Origin of the sequence: Streptomyces sp. 4N124, from assembly GCF_052245395.1 — a bacterium.
GTDB lineage: Bacteria > Actinomycetota > Actinomycetes > Streptomycetales > Streptomycetaceae > Streptomyces.
In genome coordinates, this window is sequence record NZ_JBQQBS010000041.1 from 37,034 (window position 1) to 52,674 (window position 15,641).

The following is a 15,641-nucleotide window of genomic DNA, read 5'->3' on the forward strand; positions in this document are numbered from 1 at the left end:
CGAGAGCGCCCCTTCAGGGGCGCGGGGAACTGCGCGACCAGCCACGGCCGGCCCGCAGCCGAACTCACCGCGTCACGACAGCGGCGGATACGCGTTCTGCATCAACTGCTGGAACTGCGCCGAGAACCAGCGCCCCGAGATCGGCGCGTCCGGCAACGCACCCGACATGTTGTAGTTGTTCCGAGGGTTGCCCTCGTACGTCGGGTCGCACATCCGGTCGAAGCCCTTGCCCTCGTCGTTGTCGATGGCCTTGCTCGAACCGTCGGACTCCCCCGGCGGCTTCACCCACACGTACGCGTCGATGCCGGCGGCCGGCGCGGCCTGCGGACGCTCGCCGAGGCCGGCGCCCGACTGGTTGCACCAGTTGCCCGTGTTCAAGCGACGGTCGTAGCGGCCGCCGTCGACATAGGCGTCCACGCTGGTCTGCGGACCGGGACCGGCGGGCCGTGCCGTGCCGCCCCAGCCGTTGCGGGACGTGTCGATCAGCATGCCGATGCCCGAGTTGAAGCCGGCCGAGACCAGCTGGGTGCGGAAGGCCTGGGCGAAGGACAGCTCGTCGACGTACCGGTTCCAGTCGACCCACTTGGACTCGCGGACGGACTTACCGGCCACGTTGTCGTTGATGGTGAAGTTGTTCTCCTTCAGGGCGCTGTAGTTGGCCGTGTTGGTGATGAAGCCGTGGACGTCGTTGACCGTGGCGCCCTCGGCGGTTGCCGCCTCCTTCATGATGGTGGCGGAGGGGCCGAAGTTGTCGTCCCAGCCGAGCCAGCCGTGGTGCCCGGCGTCGACGTAGTTGTAGACGTTGGGCACGTCACCGAGCTTGTTGAGCGCGTAGCCGACGCCCTTGACGTAGTTGCCGTTGGCCTTCATCACATCGCACTCCGGGGTGGCCGTCGGGCGGCTTCCGGTGTTGGTGACGAGGTTGGGCAGCGAGTCGATCTCGACGGTATTGACGATCCGCAGCGCGGCGTACTTCGGGTCGGCGAGGATCGCGGCGATCGGGTCGATGTACTCGGTCTTGTACCGGTCGATCTCCGTCGGGCCGAGCTCACCGTTGGAGGCGAGGGCCGAGCAGTCCCGTCCGGGCAGGTTGTAGATCACCAGCTGGACGACGAGCTCGCCGCTGCCCTTCTGCGTCAGGGCCTCGTCGAGGTGGGCGCGCAGCCCCATCTTGCCGGATGCCCCGTTGATGGCGGCGATCCGGTCGAGCCACACACCCGTCGGCTGGTTGGCGATCCGGCTGCCGCCCGGCTCGGCGGCGGCGTTCGCGGACCACTGCGGGTTCACATACACCTTGGCGCCCGCGTACGGGTTGTCGACCTTCGGTCCCGTCGGGTCCGGCGGATCCGTCGGGCCGCCACCGCCGTCGACGTTGCAGGTCACGCCGTCGAGGGTGAAGGTCGTCGGCAGCGCGTTGCTCCCGCTGTACGAGGCGTTGAAGCCGAAGCTGATCGAACCGCCGGCCGCCAGCGTCCCGTTGTAGGACTCGTTGGCGGCGGTGACGGCGGCCCCGCTCTGACTGAACTTCGCGTTCCAGCCGTTGGTGATCTTCTGGTTTCCGGCGTACGACCACTTGACCGCCCAAGCCGACTTGGCGGCGCCGTTGTTGGTGACTGTCACGGCGGTGGTGAAGCCGGAGTCCCACTGGTTCTGCACCTTGTAGTCGACGGTGCACGGGACGGCGGCCGTCTCCATCCCGCCGGTGTCGACGGCTAACGCCGTCCCGGAGGCCCCGGCGACCAGCGCCAGGGCGGCGAGCATCGCTGTTCTGGTACGACTCATGAGTGCGGGTTTCCCTCTCGGTCGGAGATAGGAGGTGTTGTCCGTTGAGGGCGCGCAAGGGATCTCGTCAGCTGCGGTTCCACCCGTTCGAGGTCCAGGTTCCGCACACCGGTGCCCTCGTAACGGACACGCCAACTGCTCACCGCAGCCGTGTTGTTGGTGCTCGCGGCGGATGAGCCGAGTAAAAGTCCTGAACGCGGGGGGTGTCGCATGAGCGAGTCCTTGCAGTTCGGACGCGTCGTGACGGACGCGTCGACTGATGGAGTCGCTCCCACTGGTGCGAAGGAAGGTAGCGCCAAGTGACGGTAAAGGACAGAGGGTGCGCTTGACTTTTCCTCAACCGGATCCATCGAATCTTTTCGACTCTTCAAGCACCTTGACCCCCTTGATGCCCCTCTCCACTATGGGAGCGCTCCCACTGGTTCAAGCCTTGACTTCTCCCGAGCCGCAAGGAGGAACCAGCACATGCCCCCCAGAAGGAGACGCCGCACCGCGCGGCGGTTATGGACCGCCGTCGTGGCGGCCCTCGCACTCCCTTTCACGATGCTGTCGACAGGCTCAACGCCCGCCCAGGCGGCGGCACTTCAGTGCAGCGTCGACTACAAGACCAACGACTGGGGCTCCGGCTTCACCGCGGACCTGACGATCACCAACCGCGGCACGGATCCGATCAGCGGCTGGACCCTGACGTACGCGTACTCGGGCAACCAGAAGTTGTCCAACGGCTGGAACGGCACCTGGTCCCAGTCCGGCCAGACGGTCACCGTGCAGAGCGCCTCGTACAACGCGACGATCGCGGCGGGAGCCGCCGCCTCGACCGGCGCGCAGTTCACCTACAGCGGCACCAACACCGCGCCGACGAGCTTCGCGATCAACGGCACGCCCTGCACGGGCGCACATCAGCCGCCGATCACCGTGCTGACCAGCCCGACCGCGGGGGCCGTCTACTCGCAGGGTGACGCGGTCCCGCTCGCGGCCAGCGCGGCGGCGGCCGACGACGCGACGATCAGCAAGGTCGAGTTCTACGACGACACCACGCTGCTCGGCACCGACACCAGCGCGCCGTACTCGCTCTCGGTCTCAAGTTTGACCGTGGGCAGTCATTCGCTGGTGGCGAAGGCGTACGACAGCCTGGGCGCGTCCGCGAGCTCCACGCCGGTCGGCATCACGGTCGCCTCGGGTCCCGCCGTGGTGGCCTCGACCAACCAACTGGCCGTCCAGCAGGGCAAGACGGGCACGTACCAGGTGAAGCTGTCGACGCAGCCGTCCGCGAATGTGACCGTCACGACGGCCCGGACGGGCGGCAACTCGGGTCTGTCGGTGACCGGTGGGGCGTCCCTCACCTTCACTCCGTCGAACTGGAACACCGCGCAGTCGGTGACGGTCACGGCGGACTCGTCGGGCACGGGCTCGGCGACGTTCGAGTCGTCCGCCACCGGGCATGCGAAGGCCGCTGTCACGGTCACGCAGATCGCGGCGACGAAGCAGTACGACGCCCGTTTCCTGGAGCTCTACGGCAAGATCACCAACCCGGCGAACGGCTACTTCTCCCCCGAGGGCATCCCGTACCACTCGGTCGAGACGCTGATCGTCGAGGCGCCGGACCATGGCCATGAGACGACGTCGGAGGCGTACAGCTATCTGCTGTGGCTCCAGGCCATGTACGGCAAGGTGACCGGCGACTGGTCGAAGTTCAACGGCGCCTGGGAGATCATGGAGAAGTTCATGATCCCCACCCACGCCGACCAGCCGACGAACTCCTTCTACAACGCGTCGAAGCCGGCGACGTACGCGCCCGAGCTGGACACTCCCAACGAGTACCCGGCCCGGCTCGACCAGTCGGTCTCCGTCGGCTCCGACCCGATCGCGGCCGAGCTGAAGAGCGCGTACGGCACGGACGACGTCTACGGCATGCACTGGCTGCAGGACGTCGACAACGTCTACGGCTACGGCAACTCGCCCGGCAAGTGCGAGGCGGGGCCGTCGGACACCGGTCCGTCGTACATCAACACCTTCCAGCGCGGTGCGCAGGAGTCGGTGTGGGAGACGGTGCCGCAGCCGACCTGTGACGCCTTCAAGTACGGCGGCCCGAACGGGTACTTGGACCTGTTCACCGGCGACTCGTCCTACGCCAAGCAGTGGAAGTTCACCAACGCCCCGGACGCCGACGCGCGCGCCGTGCAGGCCGCGTACTGGGCCGACAAGTGGGCCGAGGAGCAGGGCAAGGGCGGTGACGTCTCCGCGACCGTCGGCAAGGCCGCGAAGATGGGCGACTACCTGCGCTACTCGATGTACGACAAGTACTTCAAGAAGGTCGGCAACTGTGTCGGGCCCACCACCTGCCCGGCCGGCACCGGCAAGGACGCCTCGATGTACCTGATGTCCTGGTACTACGCGTGGGGCGGTGCCACCGACACCTCGGCGGGCTGGTCCTGGCGCATCGGCTCCAGTCACGCACACGGCGGCTACCAGAACCCCCTGGCCGCGTACGCGCTGAGCAGCTACGCCGACCTGAAGCCCAAGTCGGCGACGGGCCAGGCGGACTGGGCCAAGTCGCTCGACCGGCAGCTGGAGTTCTACCGCTGGCTGCAGTCGGCCGAGGGCGGCATCGCGGGCGGCGCGACCAACAGCTGGGCGGGCCGGTACGCGACTCCGCCGGCCGGGAAGTCGACGTTCTACGGCATGTACTACGACCAGCAGCCCGTCTACCACGACCCGCCGTCCAACCAGTGGTTCGGCTTCCAGGCGTGGTCGATGGAGCGGGTGGCCGAGTACTACCAGCAGACGGGGAACGCGGACGCCAAGGCGGTCCTCGACAAGTGGGTCGACTGGGCGCTGTCCGAGACGACCGTCAATCCCGACGGCACGTACCAGATTCCGTCGACACTTCAGTGGTCGGGCCAGCCCGACACCTGGAACCCGTCAAGTCCGGGCGCCAACAACGGACTTCATGTCACCGTCGCCGACTACACCAACGACGTCGGTGTGGCCGCCGCGTACGCCAAGACCCTGACGTACTACGCGGACCGCTCCGGTGACACGGAGGCCGCGGCGACGGCGAAGGCTCTGCTCGACGGCATGTGGAGCAACCATCAGGACGCGCTGGGCGTCGCCGTTCCGGAGACACGGGCGGACTACAGCCGGTTCGACGACGGGGTACACGTCCCGTCCGGCTGGACCGGCACGATGCCGAACGGTGACGCGATCAACTCGTCGTCGACGTTCGACTCGATCCGCTCGTTCTACGAGGACGACCCGGCCTGGTCGAAGATCGAGGCCTATCTGGCGGGCGGAGCCGCGCCCTCCTTCACGTACCACCGGTTCTGGGCCCAGGCGGACATCGCCCTGGCCATGGGCTCGTACGCGGAGCTTCTCGAATAGTCCCCGCCGGGCGCTCCGCGGGTTGGGCCGTGTTCGGCTGCGGGACCGTTGTGGCTGGTCGCGCAGTTCCCCGCGCCCCTGAAGGGGCGCTCCCGTGCACGGCGTTTCCGCGGAACCGCCTCAAAGCTTCGCGTGCGCGGTCTCGTCACCGGACGACGAGGCCACCCCGCCGGGCGGCCCTCTCCCGCACAGAGGGCCGCCCGGCAACTCTCGCGCTGTGCAGTAAGCGCTTACCGCCACATCCCTCCCCCACCCAGGAAAGGACCCCCCGTGCGAAGAACCCGCGTCCTCACGGCCGTCCTGGCCCTAGCAGCCGGCCTCCTGGCCGGCACCCCGCCCGCACTCGCCTCCGACGTCATCGCCGCGAAGAAGGTGTCGATCGCCGCCGACACCTACACCTGGAAGAACGCGCGCATCGACGGCGGCGGCTTCGTCCCCGGCATCGTCTTCAACCGCGCCGAGAAGAACCTCGCCTACGCCCGTACCGACATCGGCGGTGCCTACCGCTGGCAGGAGTCGACGAAGACCTGGACGCCGCTGCTGGACTCGGTCGGCTGGGACGACTGGGCGCACACGGGTGTCGTCAGTCTGGCCTCCGACTCCGTCGACCCCGACAGGGTGTACGCGGCGGTCGGGACGTACACCAACAGCTGGGACCCGGGGAACGGCGCCGTCATGCGCTCCGCCGACCGGGGGGCGAGCTGGCAGAAGGCCGAGCTGCCGTTCAAGCTGGGCGGGAACATGCCGGGCCGGGGCATGGGTGAGCGGCTCGCCGTCGACCCGAACAGGAACAGCGTGCTGTATCTGGGGGCGCCCAGCGGCAAGGGGCTGTGGCGGTCGACGGACTCCGGTGTCACGTGGTCGCAGGTCACGAACTTCCCCAACGTCGGCAACTACGCGCAGGATCCGAGCGACACGAGCGGCTACGCCTCCGACAATCAGGGCATCGTCTGGGTCACGTTCGACGAGTCGACCGGTACGGCGGGCAGCGCCACACGGACGATCTACGTCGGGGTCGCCGACAAGGACAACGCGGTGTACCGCTCGACGGACGCGGGGGCGACCTGGTCCCGTGTCGCCGGGCAGCCGACCGGCTATCTGGCCCACAAGGGCGTGCTGGACGCGACGAACGGCTATCTGTACCTCGCCTACAGCGACACGGGCGGTCCGTACGACGGTGGCAAGGGCCGGCTGTGGCGGTATGCGACCGCGACCGGTACCTGGACGGACATCAGCCCGGTGGCGGAGGCCGACACGTACTACGGCTTCAGCGGTCTCACCGTCGACCGGCAGCGGCCCGGCACGGTGATGGCGACGGCGTACAGCTCCTGGTGGCCGGACACCCAGATCTTCCGCTCGACGGACAGCGGCTCCACCTGGACGAAGGCCTGGGACTACACGTCGTACCCCGACCGCTCGAACCGCTACACGATGGACGTCTCGTCGTCGCCCTGGCTGACCTGGGGCGCGAACCCGGCGCCGCCCGAACAGACGCCGAAACTGGGCTGGATGACGGAGTCGCTGGAGATCGACCCGTTCGACTCGAACCGGATGATGTACGGGACGGGCGCGACGATCTACGGCACCGAGGATCTGTCGAAGTGGGACAGCGGAGGCCAGTTCACCATCAAGCCGATGGTGCGGGGCCTGGAGGAGACGGCCGTGCTGGACCTCGCGTCACCGCCCTCGGGCGCTCCCCTGCTCAGCGCGCTCGGCGACATAGGCGGCTTCCGGCACACGGATCTCACCAAGGTCCCGCCGATGATGTACACCTCACCCAACTTCACCTCGACGACCAGCCTGGACTTCGCGGAGAGCAACCCGAACACCGTGGTCCGCGCCGGCAACCTGGACTCGGGACCGCACATCGCGTTCTCGACGGACAACGGCGCCAACTGGTTCGCGGGGACGGACCCTTCGGGCGTCAGCGGTGGCGGCACGGTCGCGGCGGCGGCCGACGGCAGCCGGTTCGTGTGGAGTCCGCAGGGCACGGGGGTCCACCACGCGACGGGCTTCGGCACGTCCTGGTCGGCGTCGAGCGGCATCCCGGCGGGCGCGATCGTCGAGTCCGACCGGGTCGACCCGATGACCTTCTACGGCTTCAAGTCCGGGAAGTTCTACGTCAGTACGGACGGCGGCGCGACCTTCTCCGCGTCGGCCGCGACCGGACTCCCCTCCGGCGACACCGTCCGCTTCAAGGCGCTGCCCGGCACGAAGGGGGACGTATGGCTGGCGGGCGGCGCGAGCGACGGTGCGTACGGCCTGTGGCACTCGACCGACTCCGGCGCCACCTTCGCCAAGCTGCCGAACGTCGATCAGGCCGACACGATCGGCTTCGGCAAGGCGGCGCCCGGAGCGACGTACCAGACCCTCTACACCAGCGCGAAGATCGGCGGTGTACGCGGCATCTTCCGCTCCACCGACCGCGGCGCCACCTGGACCCGCATCAACGACGACGCCCACCAGTGGGGTTGGACGGGCGCGGCGATCACCGGCGACCCTCGCGTGTACGGCCGGGTGTACGTGGCGACGAACGGCCGCGGCGTCGTCTACGGCGACACCGCCGACAGCGGCGGCACCGACCCGACACCCACACCGACGGGCGCCTGCGCCGTCACCTACAAGGTGACCAACGAGTGGTCGGGCGGCTTCCAGGCGGACGTCCAGCTGAGCAACACCGGGACGAGTGCCTGGTCGGGCTGGTCCCTCAACTGGACCTTCCCGAACGGCCAGACCATCTCCCAGCTCTGGAACGCCGATCACACGCAGTCGGGTTCAGCGGTGACAGCGAAGAACCTGGGCTGGAACGGCAACGTGGCGGCGGGCTCGTCGGTGAGCTTCGGGTTCACGGGGAGCTGGTCGGGGGCGAATGCGAAACCGACGGCGTTCAAGGTGGCTGACCAGACCTGCGCGGTCGGCTGAGCACGAACCGGTGGGTGCGGGCCCGGGCGGTCCCGCACCCACCGTCGTTCACGGGGTGTAGACGGTCGGTCTGGGGGCCGTCGCCATGCCGCTGCCGATGTGGAAGCTCGGGTGCGGGGGCTGGTTGTAGGCCGTGTTCTGCCAGGCCAGGGCGGTGCGGTACATCGTGTCGTGGAGCAGGGTGGTGATCTTCGTGCCGGTCTCGTTCGGAGTGGAGTAGATCCGCAGGGCCGTGTTGTTCGACGTCGGCCAGACGACCTCCTCGCGCCAGTCACCGAAGATGTCGCCGGACAACGACGGGGTGGCCTTGGTGCCGTTGTTGGAGTGGACCGAGGCACCGGTCAGCAGCCGCGTGTCCGACGACGTGCCGTACTTGTCGATGCGTGTGCCGTCGAGGAGTTCGCGGGTGGTGTCGCCGTCCCACCAGTTCACGAAGTTGATGCTGGACGGCTCGCGACCCAGCGAGGCTCCGGTCGGGGAGCGCAGGGTGGTGTCGGAGGCGGACCAGGACTCGGCGCCCGCGGACCCCGCGTGGATGTCCGCGGACACCCCGCGCCCGTTGTCGGCACCGGAGGCCGTCTGCCACAGGAGCGCACCTGTGCGAGCGTCGGCCATCCAGGAGCCGGGCTTGGAGGTGTCCTCCGAGACCTTGAAGTACTCCAGGCCCGAGCGGGCGGGGTTGAGGTCGCCCACATGACCCGCGTCGCCGTGGCCCAGCTTCGTCGTCCACAGCCCATGGCCGTTGTCGTCCACGGTCATGGCGCCGTACACGATCTCGTCCTTGCCGTCGGCGTCCACGTCCGCGACGGACAGACTGTGGTTGCCCTGACCGTCGTACCCCTTCCCCGTGTTGGTGGAGGAGTTGGTGTCGAAGGTCCAGCGGCGGGTGAAGGTGCCGCCCCGCCAGTCCCAGGCCGCTATCACGGAGCGGGTGTAGTAGCCGCGCGCCATGATGAGCGAGGGGCGGGCGCCGTCCAAGTAGGCGGTGCCGGCGAGGAATCGGTCGACCCGGTTGCCGTAGGAGTCGCCCCACGACGCCACCGAGCCCCGGGCCGGGACGTAGTCGACCGTGCCCATCGCCTTGCCGGTCTGCCCGTTGAACATGGTCAGGTACTCCGGTCCGGAGAGCACATAGCCACTGGAGTTGCGGTGGTCGGCGGACGCGCTGCCGATCAACGCGCCGGTGCCGTCCCGCGTGCCGTCGGCCGTCTTCATGGCGACCTCGGCCTTGCCGTCGCCGTCGTAGTCGTACACCTGGAACTGCGTGTAGTGCGCGCCGGAGCGGATGTTGCGGCCCAGGTCGATACGCCACAGCCGGGTGCCGTCGAGCTTGATGCCGTCGACGATGGTGTTGCCGGTGTAGCCGGACTGGGAGTTGTCCTTGGCGTTGGTGGGCTGCCACTTCAGGACGAAGTCGAGGGCGCCGTCGCCGTCGAGGTCGCCGACGGAGGCGTCGTTGGCCTCGTAGGTGTACGCGACGCCGTCGGGCGTGGTGCCGCCCGCGGGCGGGGAGATGGGGACGTCCTTGTAGCCGGTGCGGAACTGGATCGCGTGGACCGAGTCGGCCTGCTCGACGCCGCCGACGATCGCGCGGACGGTGTAGTCGGCCTGTTCGGGCGCGCCGGAGTGGAAGTAGTTGGTGGAGCCGGTGATCGGGGTCGCGTTGACCTTCGTACCGGCGCGGTAGACGTTGAAGGAGACGTCGCCCGGGTCGGTGCCGAGCCAGCGCCAGCTGACCAGGTTGCCACTGCTGGTGTGGACGCTGACCACACCCCGGTCGAGGGCCTCGACCTGGCGTGCGGTGGCCGCCTCGGCCGTGCCGGGGCCGGTCAGCGCGGTGAGTCCGGCGGCGATCAGCGCGGCCGTGGCGCCCAGCGCGGAGACGACGACCCTTCGTCTGCGGTGCTTGTGCGGGTGCTGCACGAGACGTACCTCCTGGAGGTCGGACGGGTTCCGGCCTCTCAGTGGTCGCCGTGCACCTCGAAGTTGCCGTATCTTTCGGCCAGTTCGGCGACCGACCGGGCGATCTTCGCCCGCAGCTCGGGCGGGCCCAGCACCTCGATGTCCGTGCCCAGACGTAGAAACTCGCCCGTCGCGTGATCGACGGACTCGATGGGGACGGTGGCCTGGATCCAACCGGTCTCGTCGGTACGGCCGTTGGTGGCCGCGGCGCGGGCGAGCGGGCCGGAGAGCGTCGCCGACGGCGCCAGGCGCACCACCGCTTCCGCCCGGTACAGCCGGTCGTGGAAGTCCCTCTGGTACGCCTCCCAGTAGGCCGTCAGATCGAAGTCGCCGGGACGCGTGAACTCCTCGTCCGACGCGGTGAGTTCGAGGATCTGGTCGACCCGGAAGGTGCGCGGCCCGGGACCGGCGACCACGTACCAGCGGCCCGCCTTGAGGACCAGTCCGTACGGTTCCAGGCGGCGCTCCACGTCGGTGGGCTCGCGCCAGCGCCGGTAGACGACGTGCAGCACCCTGCTGTTCCACACGGCATCGGCGACCTCCGGGAGATACGGGGCCTCCTCGCCGTCCGCGTACCAGCCGGGGGCGTCGAGGTGGAAGCGGCCGCTGATCCGGTCGGCGTGGGCGCGCAGCTCCGCGGGCAGTGCGGCGCGGACCTTGAGCTGGGCGGCGGCGAGTACGGAGCCGAGGCCCAGCTCGGCGGCGGGTCCCGGGATCCCGGCGAGGAACAGCGCCTCGGCCTCGTCGGCGGTCAGGCCGGTGAGGCGGGTGCGGTAGCCGTCCAGCAGCCGATAGCCGCCGTCGTGGCCCGCGTCGCCGTACAGCGGGACACCGGCCGCGCTCAGCGCGTCGACGTCCCGGTAGACCGTGCGGACGGAGACCTCCAGTTCCTCGGCGAGCTGGGCCGCGGTCATCCGGCCGCGGGTCTGGAGGAGCAGCAGGATCGAGATCAGGCGGCTGGACTTCACTGACACATGGTGGCAGTGAAGCGGTCCTAGCGTCCTGCCATGAGCTTCACCGAGAAACTGCTGACCGTGCCGCCGCCGATCGAGGTGGCCGGGCGACACATCAAGCGCTACCACGTCACCGCCGACCCGGCGGGCATCGCGCCGGACGTCGAGAAGGCGGCGTACGCCTTCCTACCGGAGCTGCTGCCGGAACCGGACGGCACTCCGCCGGCGACCTTCGTCGTGCTGCACCGGGGCGGTGACGACGGCGCCTATCTCAACGCGTACAGCTGGGTGTGGGACAACGTCCTGCACTTCCGCGGCGCCTCGGCGGGCCAGCCGGTGCTCGGCTGCCCGGACCACGATCCCACGCACTTCATTACCCCGGACAAGCCGTGGATCGGCTGCGTCTGGGAGCTGCCGCCGATCCTGCACGAACGCGATGCCTGGGTACGGCACATCCTCGCGCCCGAACTCCCCGATCTGGACGCCTACTTGGCGGACACCCTGCCCGCCGGAACTACTGGAGACCGCTCATGAGCAGCCACGGCGCTGCGCTGGCGTGAGCCGCCCGCATCCGGGGTTTCAGGTGCGGGTCGGCGTACGTGGCCGTGGCTGGGGCTGCCGCCCCCACACCCCCGCTTCGGCCTGAACGGCCTCGTCCTCAAACGCCGGACAGGCGGAGATGTGGTGCCCGGCACCGAGAGAGCCGACGACACGTTCCCCAGGCGGGGAGACCTGGCTGACGAACTGGATCATGGAGTTCAGTCGTCGGGCGGCTTCCTGAAGGCCCGGAGGGAGAACACGGGGTCGGGGCGCGGCCGGTCCTGGTCGGGGAGCGTCGCCAGCAGCTCGGCGAACCCTTCGGTGCGCGGCTCGCCGGGCGGCAGCTGGGTGAACCAGCCGCGCCGCAGGTCGGCGGCGGTCCGCCGGGGGCTGCGGCCCTGACCCACACCCGGGAAGCGGGCCTGCCCGGCGGGGAGCAGTCCCTGTTCGGCGGCGTACGACGTCACGGCCGCCGCCTCGTCCCGGGCGGGGCGGCGTGGGCGCGGGGCGAGCATGGCATCGATGTCACTGCCCACGTCGTGCGAGGCGGCCTTGTCGACGGTGGTGACGTACACACCGCCCGGCCGCAGCACCCGGGCGCACTCGGCGACGGCGGCCCGCACGTCGTCGGGTTCGTCGAGCAGATGCAGCAGCCACACGCTGGTCACGGCGTCGAACGCCCGGTCCGGGAACGGCAGCCGTCGGCTGTCGGCGAGCACGACCGCGCCGGGCAGGCGAGCCGCGGCCATGCGGGCCATCCCGGACGTCAGATCCGCGCCGGTCACCCGCAGGCCGGGCCGGGCCGCCGCGAGCCGCCGGGTCACGATGCCGGTGCCGCAGGCCACGTCGAGGAGGCGGCCGGTCACGCCGGGCAGCAGGCCCAGGACGGCGTCGGCAGCCGCGGCGGCCCGGGGTTCGCCGCCGCGTGTGATGTCGTAGGCGTCGGCTTCCTTGTCGTAGTCCAGCACCGCGTCACTTCGCCCCGTGGGCCGGCGCCAGTTCCTCCACCCGGCGGGCCAGCTTGAAGTCCCGCTCGGTCACCGCGCCCACCGTGTGCGTGTTCACGCTCAGTGACAGGGTGTTGTAGCCGAGGGTGAGGTCGGAGTGGTGGTCGAGCTCCTCCTGGACCTGGGCGATGTGGACGACCATCGCGGTGGCCGCGAGGTGTGAGCGCAGCCGGTAGGAGCGGGCGATACGGTCCCCGTCCAGGGACCAGCCCGGCAGCTCCGCCAGCCGCTCCTCGATCTCCTTCTGCGACAGCGGTTCGAGGGGCATGGCCTCGCTCCTTCCAGGGCGTCGGGGTTCCTCTTCAGCGTGCCACAGCCGCGCACTTGACGCCCTGGTCAGACGGGTGCCCGGAGATCTGTTCCGGACACATTTCGACGCCCCTGGACTACGGTCGTCCTATGACCACTCCCGCGTCCGACGGCGCCGTACTCCCCGCCGACGACGGCGTCGGTCCCCTGCTGCGGGCCTGGCGGGAGCGGCGGCGGGTCAGTCAGCTGGAGCTGGCGCTGCGGGCCGACTCCTCCGCCCGGCACATCAGCTTCATCGAGACCGGCCGCTCCCGGCCGAGCGAGGAGATGGTGCTGCGGCTGGCCGAGCATCTCGACGTGCCGGTGCGGGAGCGCAACGCCCTGCTCCTGGCAGCCGGTTACGCCCCGCGCTACCGGGAGACCCCGCTGGACGACCCGGCGCTGAACACGCTGCGCGAGGGCATCGAGCAGCTGATCCAGGGCTATGAGCCCTACCCGGCCTTCGTGGTGGACGCGACGTACAACGTCGTGGCCGCGAACCGGGGCATCCTGGCCCTGCTCGACGGCCTGCCCGAGTCGCTGCTCATGCCGCCCCTGAACGCGATGCGGCTCACCCTCCACCCGGAGGGCCTCGCGCCGCGGATCCGCAATCTGCGCGAGTGGCGCGGCCATCTGCTCGCCCAGATGGAACGGCAGATCGCGCTGCAACGCTCCGAACCGCTGCGGGAGTTGTACGAGGAGGTCGCCGCGTTTCCGGTGCCGGACGAGGATGCGGAACGCGCAGAGGAACCGGCCGGACCGGTCCCGTACTTCGCCCTCCCGATGCGCATCGAGCACGACGGCCGGGTGCTGTCCTTCATCTCCTCCATCTCCACCTTCAACACCCCGATGGACGTGACCGTCGCCGAGCTGGCCATCGAGACACTGCTCCCGGCCGATCCGGCGACACTCAAGTACCTCCAGTCACTGCTGCCCTGACGTGCTCTCCGGGGAAGCACCCCGTGGTGAGAGACTCACCACCGTTTCTGTCGGACACCCACCCGAACATGACACACTGCTCCCGAACTTCGGCACGTAGGGGAGGCGTGGCGTGAGCGAGCGGCGACCCGCGCCCACGGTCGGCCAGGTGGTGCTCGGCAAGCGGCTGCAGGAGCTGCGCGAGGCGGCCGGCCTCAAGCGTGAGGATGCCGCACAGGTCCTGCGGGTGGCCCCCGCGACCGTGCGGCGCATGGAGATGGCCGATGTCGCGCTGAAGATCCCGTACGTCCAGCTGCTGCTCGATGCGTATGGCGTGCCCGAGGAGGAGGCGGCGTCGTTCGTCTCGCTCGCCGAGGAGGCGAACCAGCCGGGCTGGTGGCAGCGGTTCCACGATGTGCTGCCGGACTGGTTCAGCCTGTATGTGAGCCTGGAGGGCGCCGCCCGGATCATCCGCTCCTACGAGCCGCACTTCGTGCCCGGTCTGCTGCAGACGGAGGCGTATGCGCGGGCCGTGCTGGAGGCCGGGACGATCGGGCAGACCGGTCCGGAGGCCATCGAGCGGCATGTGTCGCTGCGCATGGCCCGGCAGCAGCTTCTGGAGCGCGACGACCGCCCCCACCTGTGGGTGATCATGGATGAAACGGTCCTGCTCCGTCCCGTGAGCGACGACGGCTCCGTGCGGCGCGAACAGATCGACAAGCTGCTGGAGTTCGCCGAGCGCGACCGCGCCACCCTCCAGATCGCCGAGTTCAAGGCGGGCCCGCACCCGGGGACGTACGCGCCCTTCACGCTGTTCCGGTTCGCCGAGCCCGAGCTTCCCGACATGGTCTTCACCGAGTATCTGACCGGTGCGCTCTATCTCGACTCCCGCAAGGAGGTCTCCACGCACCTGGAGGTGCTGGACCACATGACGGCGCGTGCCGCGTCCGCCGAGCAGACCAAGAAGATCCTTCAGGACCATCGCGGGAACTGCTGAGCCACCACCCCGACCCGAAGTCGTAGGAGAAGACACCGCATGACCGGATCCGAGGCCGAGTTCGCCCGCATCGACACCAGCCGTCCGCATCCCGCCCGGGTCTACGACTGGTGGCTGGGCGGCAAGGACAACTACCCGGTGGACGAGGAGCTGGCCCGCAGGATCCTGGCCGTCGACGGCACGGTACTGCGCGGGGCGCGCGCCAACCGCCGCTTCATGCACCGGGCGACCCGGACGGTGGCCGAGGCGGGGATCCGCCAGTTCCTGGACATCGGCACGGGCATCCCCACCGAGCCCAATCTGCACCAGGTGGCCCAGCAGGTCGCACCGGAGTCGAAGGTGGTGTACGCCGACAACGACCCGATCGTCCTGCGGCACGCGGAGGCCCTGCTGCACGGCTCGGCGGAGGGTGCGACCGAGTACGTGCACGCCGACGTCCGTGACATCGACACCCTGCTGAGCCGGGCCGGTCAGTCCCTGGACCTCGGTGCGCCGGTGGCGCTGTCGCTGGTCGCGCTGACGCACTACCTGGGCGACGACCCCGACGGCGACGACGTGTACGGACTGCTGCGGAAGTACGTCGCCGCGCTCGCCCCGGGCAGCTACCTGGTCCTGTCCCAGGTCACCCCGGACCTCAGCCCGGAGGCGATCGGGAAGGCGGCGGAGAACTTCCGGCGCAGCGGCACCCCGTTCTTCCCCCGTTCGCTCGCCGAGTTCTCGCGCTTCTTCGACGGCCTGGAACTGCTGGGCCCCGGCGTGATCCCGGTGACGGGCTGGCGGCCGGACCCGGAGGACGTGGCGGTCCAGGCCGAGGGCATCGTGCCGGTGTATGCGGGAGTCGCCCGTAAGGCCTGACCCGTACGGGCGCCGTGAACAGGTGCGCTCGCCTGC

Annotated in this window: 11 protein-coding genes; 6 read left to right on the forward strand and 5 right to left on the reverse strand. The window is 69.6% G+C overall.

What is annotated here, in order from left to right; genetic code table 11:
* Nucleotides 1-72 precede the first annotated feature (72 nt).
* A complete protein-coding gene (locus ACTWQO_RS32720) occupies nt 73-1,782 on the reverse strand; it encodes a glycoside hydrolase family 6 protein (protein ID WP_443240991.1) in 1,710 nt (569 codons plus the stop codon).
* A gap of 465 nt (nt 1,783-2,247) precedes the next feature.
* Between ACTWQO_RS32720 and ACTWQO_RS32725 the strand changes: the two genes are divergently transcribed.
* Both ACTWQO_RS32725 and ACTWQO_RS32730 read left to right on the forward strand, forming a co-directional pair.
* Nucleotides 2,248-5,163: a glycoside hydrolase family 48 protein gene (locus tag ACTWQO_RS32725; protein WP_443240992.1), complete on the forward strand. Its 2,916-nt coding sequence runs from the start codon at nt 2,248-2,250 to the stop codon at nt 5,161-5,163.
* A gap of 270 nt (nt 5,164-5,433) precedes the next feature.
* Nucleotides 5,434-8,085 carry a cellulose binding domain-containing protein gene (locus ACTWQO_RS32730; RefSeq protein WP_443240993.1) on the forward strand — a complete coding sequence of 884 codons (2,652 nt, stop codon included), beginning with the start codon at nt 5,434-5,436 and terminating at the stop codon, nt 8,083-8,085.
* A 48-nt stretch (nt 8,086-8,133) separates the two neighbouring features.
* On the opposite strand, the gene ACTWQO_RS32735 is transcribed toward ACTWQO_RS32730, so the two are convergent.
* Complete coding sequence (locus ACTWQO_RS32735) at nt 8,134-10,008, reverse strand: rhamnogalacturonan lyase (RefSeq protein WP_443240994.1); 1,875 nt, start codon at nt 10,006-10,008, stop codon at nt 8,134-8,136.
* Nucleotides 10,009-10,046: 38 nt separating this feature from the next.
* Nucleotides 10,047-11,015: a helix-turn-helix transcriptional regulator gene (locus ACTWQO_RS32740; RefSeq protein ID WP_443240995.1), complete on the reverse strand. Its 969-nt coding sequence runs from the start codon at nt 11,013-11,015 to the stop codon at nt 10,047-10,049.
* A gap of 39 nt (nt 11,016-11,054) precedes the next feature.
* Here ACTWQO_RS32740 and ACTWQO_RS32745 point away from each other — a divergent pair, with 39 nt between their 5' ends.
* The gene (locus ACTWQO_RS32745) at nt 11,055-11,534 is read left to right on the forward strand and encodes a hypothetical protein (protein WP_443240996.1); all 480 of its coding nucleotides are present in this window, start codon (nt 11,055-11,057) and stop codon (nt 11,532-11,534) included.
* Between the two features lie 224 nt (nt 11,535-11,758).
* Here the strand turns inward: ACTWQO_RS32745 and ACTWQO_RS32750 are convergent, their stop codons facing one another.
* A complete protein-coding gene (locus ACTWQO_RS32750) occupies nt 11,759-12,508 on the reverse strand; it encodes a class I SAM-dependent methyltransferase (protein ID WP_443240997.1) in 750 nt (249 codons plus the stop codon).
* Nucleotides 12,509-12,512: 4 nt separating this feature from the next.
* Nucleotides 12,513-12,815: a 4a-hydroxytetrahydrobiopterin dehydratase gene (locus ACTWQO_RS32755; protein ID WP_443240998.1), complete on the reverse strand. Its 303-nt coding sequence runs from the start codon at nt 12,813-12,815 to the stop codon at nt 12,513-12,515.
* Nucleotides 12,816-12,946: 131 nt separating this feature from the next.
* On the opposite strand from ACTWQO_RS32755, the gene ACTWQO_RS32760 reads away from it, so the two are divergent.
* The 3 genes from ACTWQO_RS32760 (at nt 12,947) to ACTWQO_RS32770 (ending at nt 15,605) form a co-directional block, all read left to right on the forward strand.
* Nucleotides 12,947-13,774, forward strand: coding sequence for a helix-turn-helix domain-containing protein (locus tag ACTWQO_RS32760; RefSeq protein WP_443240999.1), 828 nt, complete (start codon nt 12,947-12,949; stop codon nt 13,772-13,774).
* Nucleotides 13,775-13,886: 112 nt separating this feature from the next.
* Nucleotides 13,887-14,750, forward strand: a complete 864-nt coding sequence (locus ACTWQO_RS32765) for a helix-turn-helix domain-containing protein (protein ID WP_443241000.1) — start codon at nt 13,887-13,889, stop codon at nt 14,748-14,750.
* Nucleotides 14,751-14,789: 39 nt separating this feature from the next.
* Nucleotides 14,790-15,605: an SAM-dependent methyltransferase gene (locus ACTWQO_RS32770; RefSeq protein WP_443241001.1), complete on the forward strand. Its 816-nt coding sequence runs from the start codon at nt 14,790-14,792 to the stop codon at nt 15,603-15,605.
* Nucleotides 15,606-15,641 lie beyond the last annotated feature (36 nt).

Bases quoted from the DNA above. Each gene is read 5' to 3' on its own strand.
- ACTWQO_RS32760 (WP_443240999.1), top strand. From the start codon at position 12,947: ATGACCACTCCCGCGTCCGACGGCGCCGTACTCCCCGCCGACGACGGC.
- ACTWQO_RS32755 (WP_443240998.1), bottom strand. From the start codon at position 12,815: ATGCCCCTCGAACCGCTGTCGCAGAAGGAGATCGAGGAGCGGCTGGCG.
- ACTWQO_RS32745 (WP_443240996.1), top strand. From the start codon at position 11,055: ATGAGCTTCACCGAGAAACTGCTGACCGTGCCGCCGCCGATCGAGGTG.
- ACTWQO_RS32770 (WP_443241001.1), top strand. From the start codon at position 14,790: ATGACCGGATCCGAGGCCGAGTTCGCCCGCATCGACACCAGCCGTCCG.
- ACTWQO_RS32720 (WP_443240991.1), bottom strand. From the start codon at position 1,782: ATGAGTCGTACCAGAACAGCGATGCTCGCCGCCCTGGCGCTGGTCGCC.
- ACTWQO_RS32725 (WP_443240992.1), top strand. From the start codon at position 2,248: ATGCCCCCCAGAAGGAGACGCCGCACCGCGCGGCGGTTATGGACCGCC.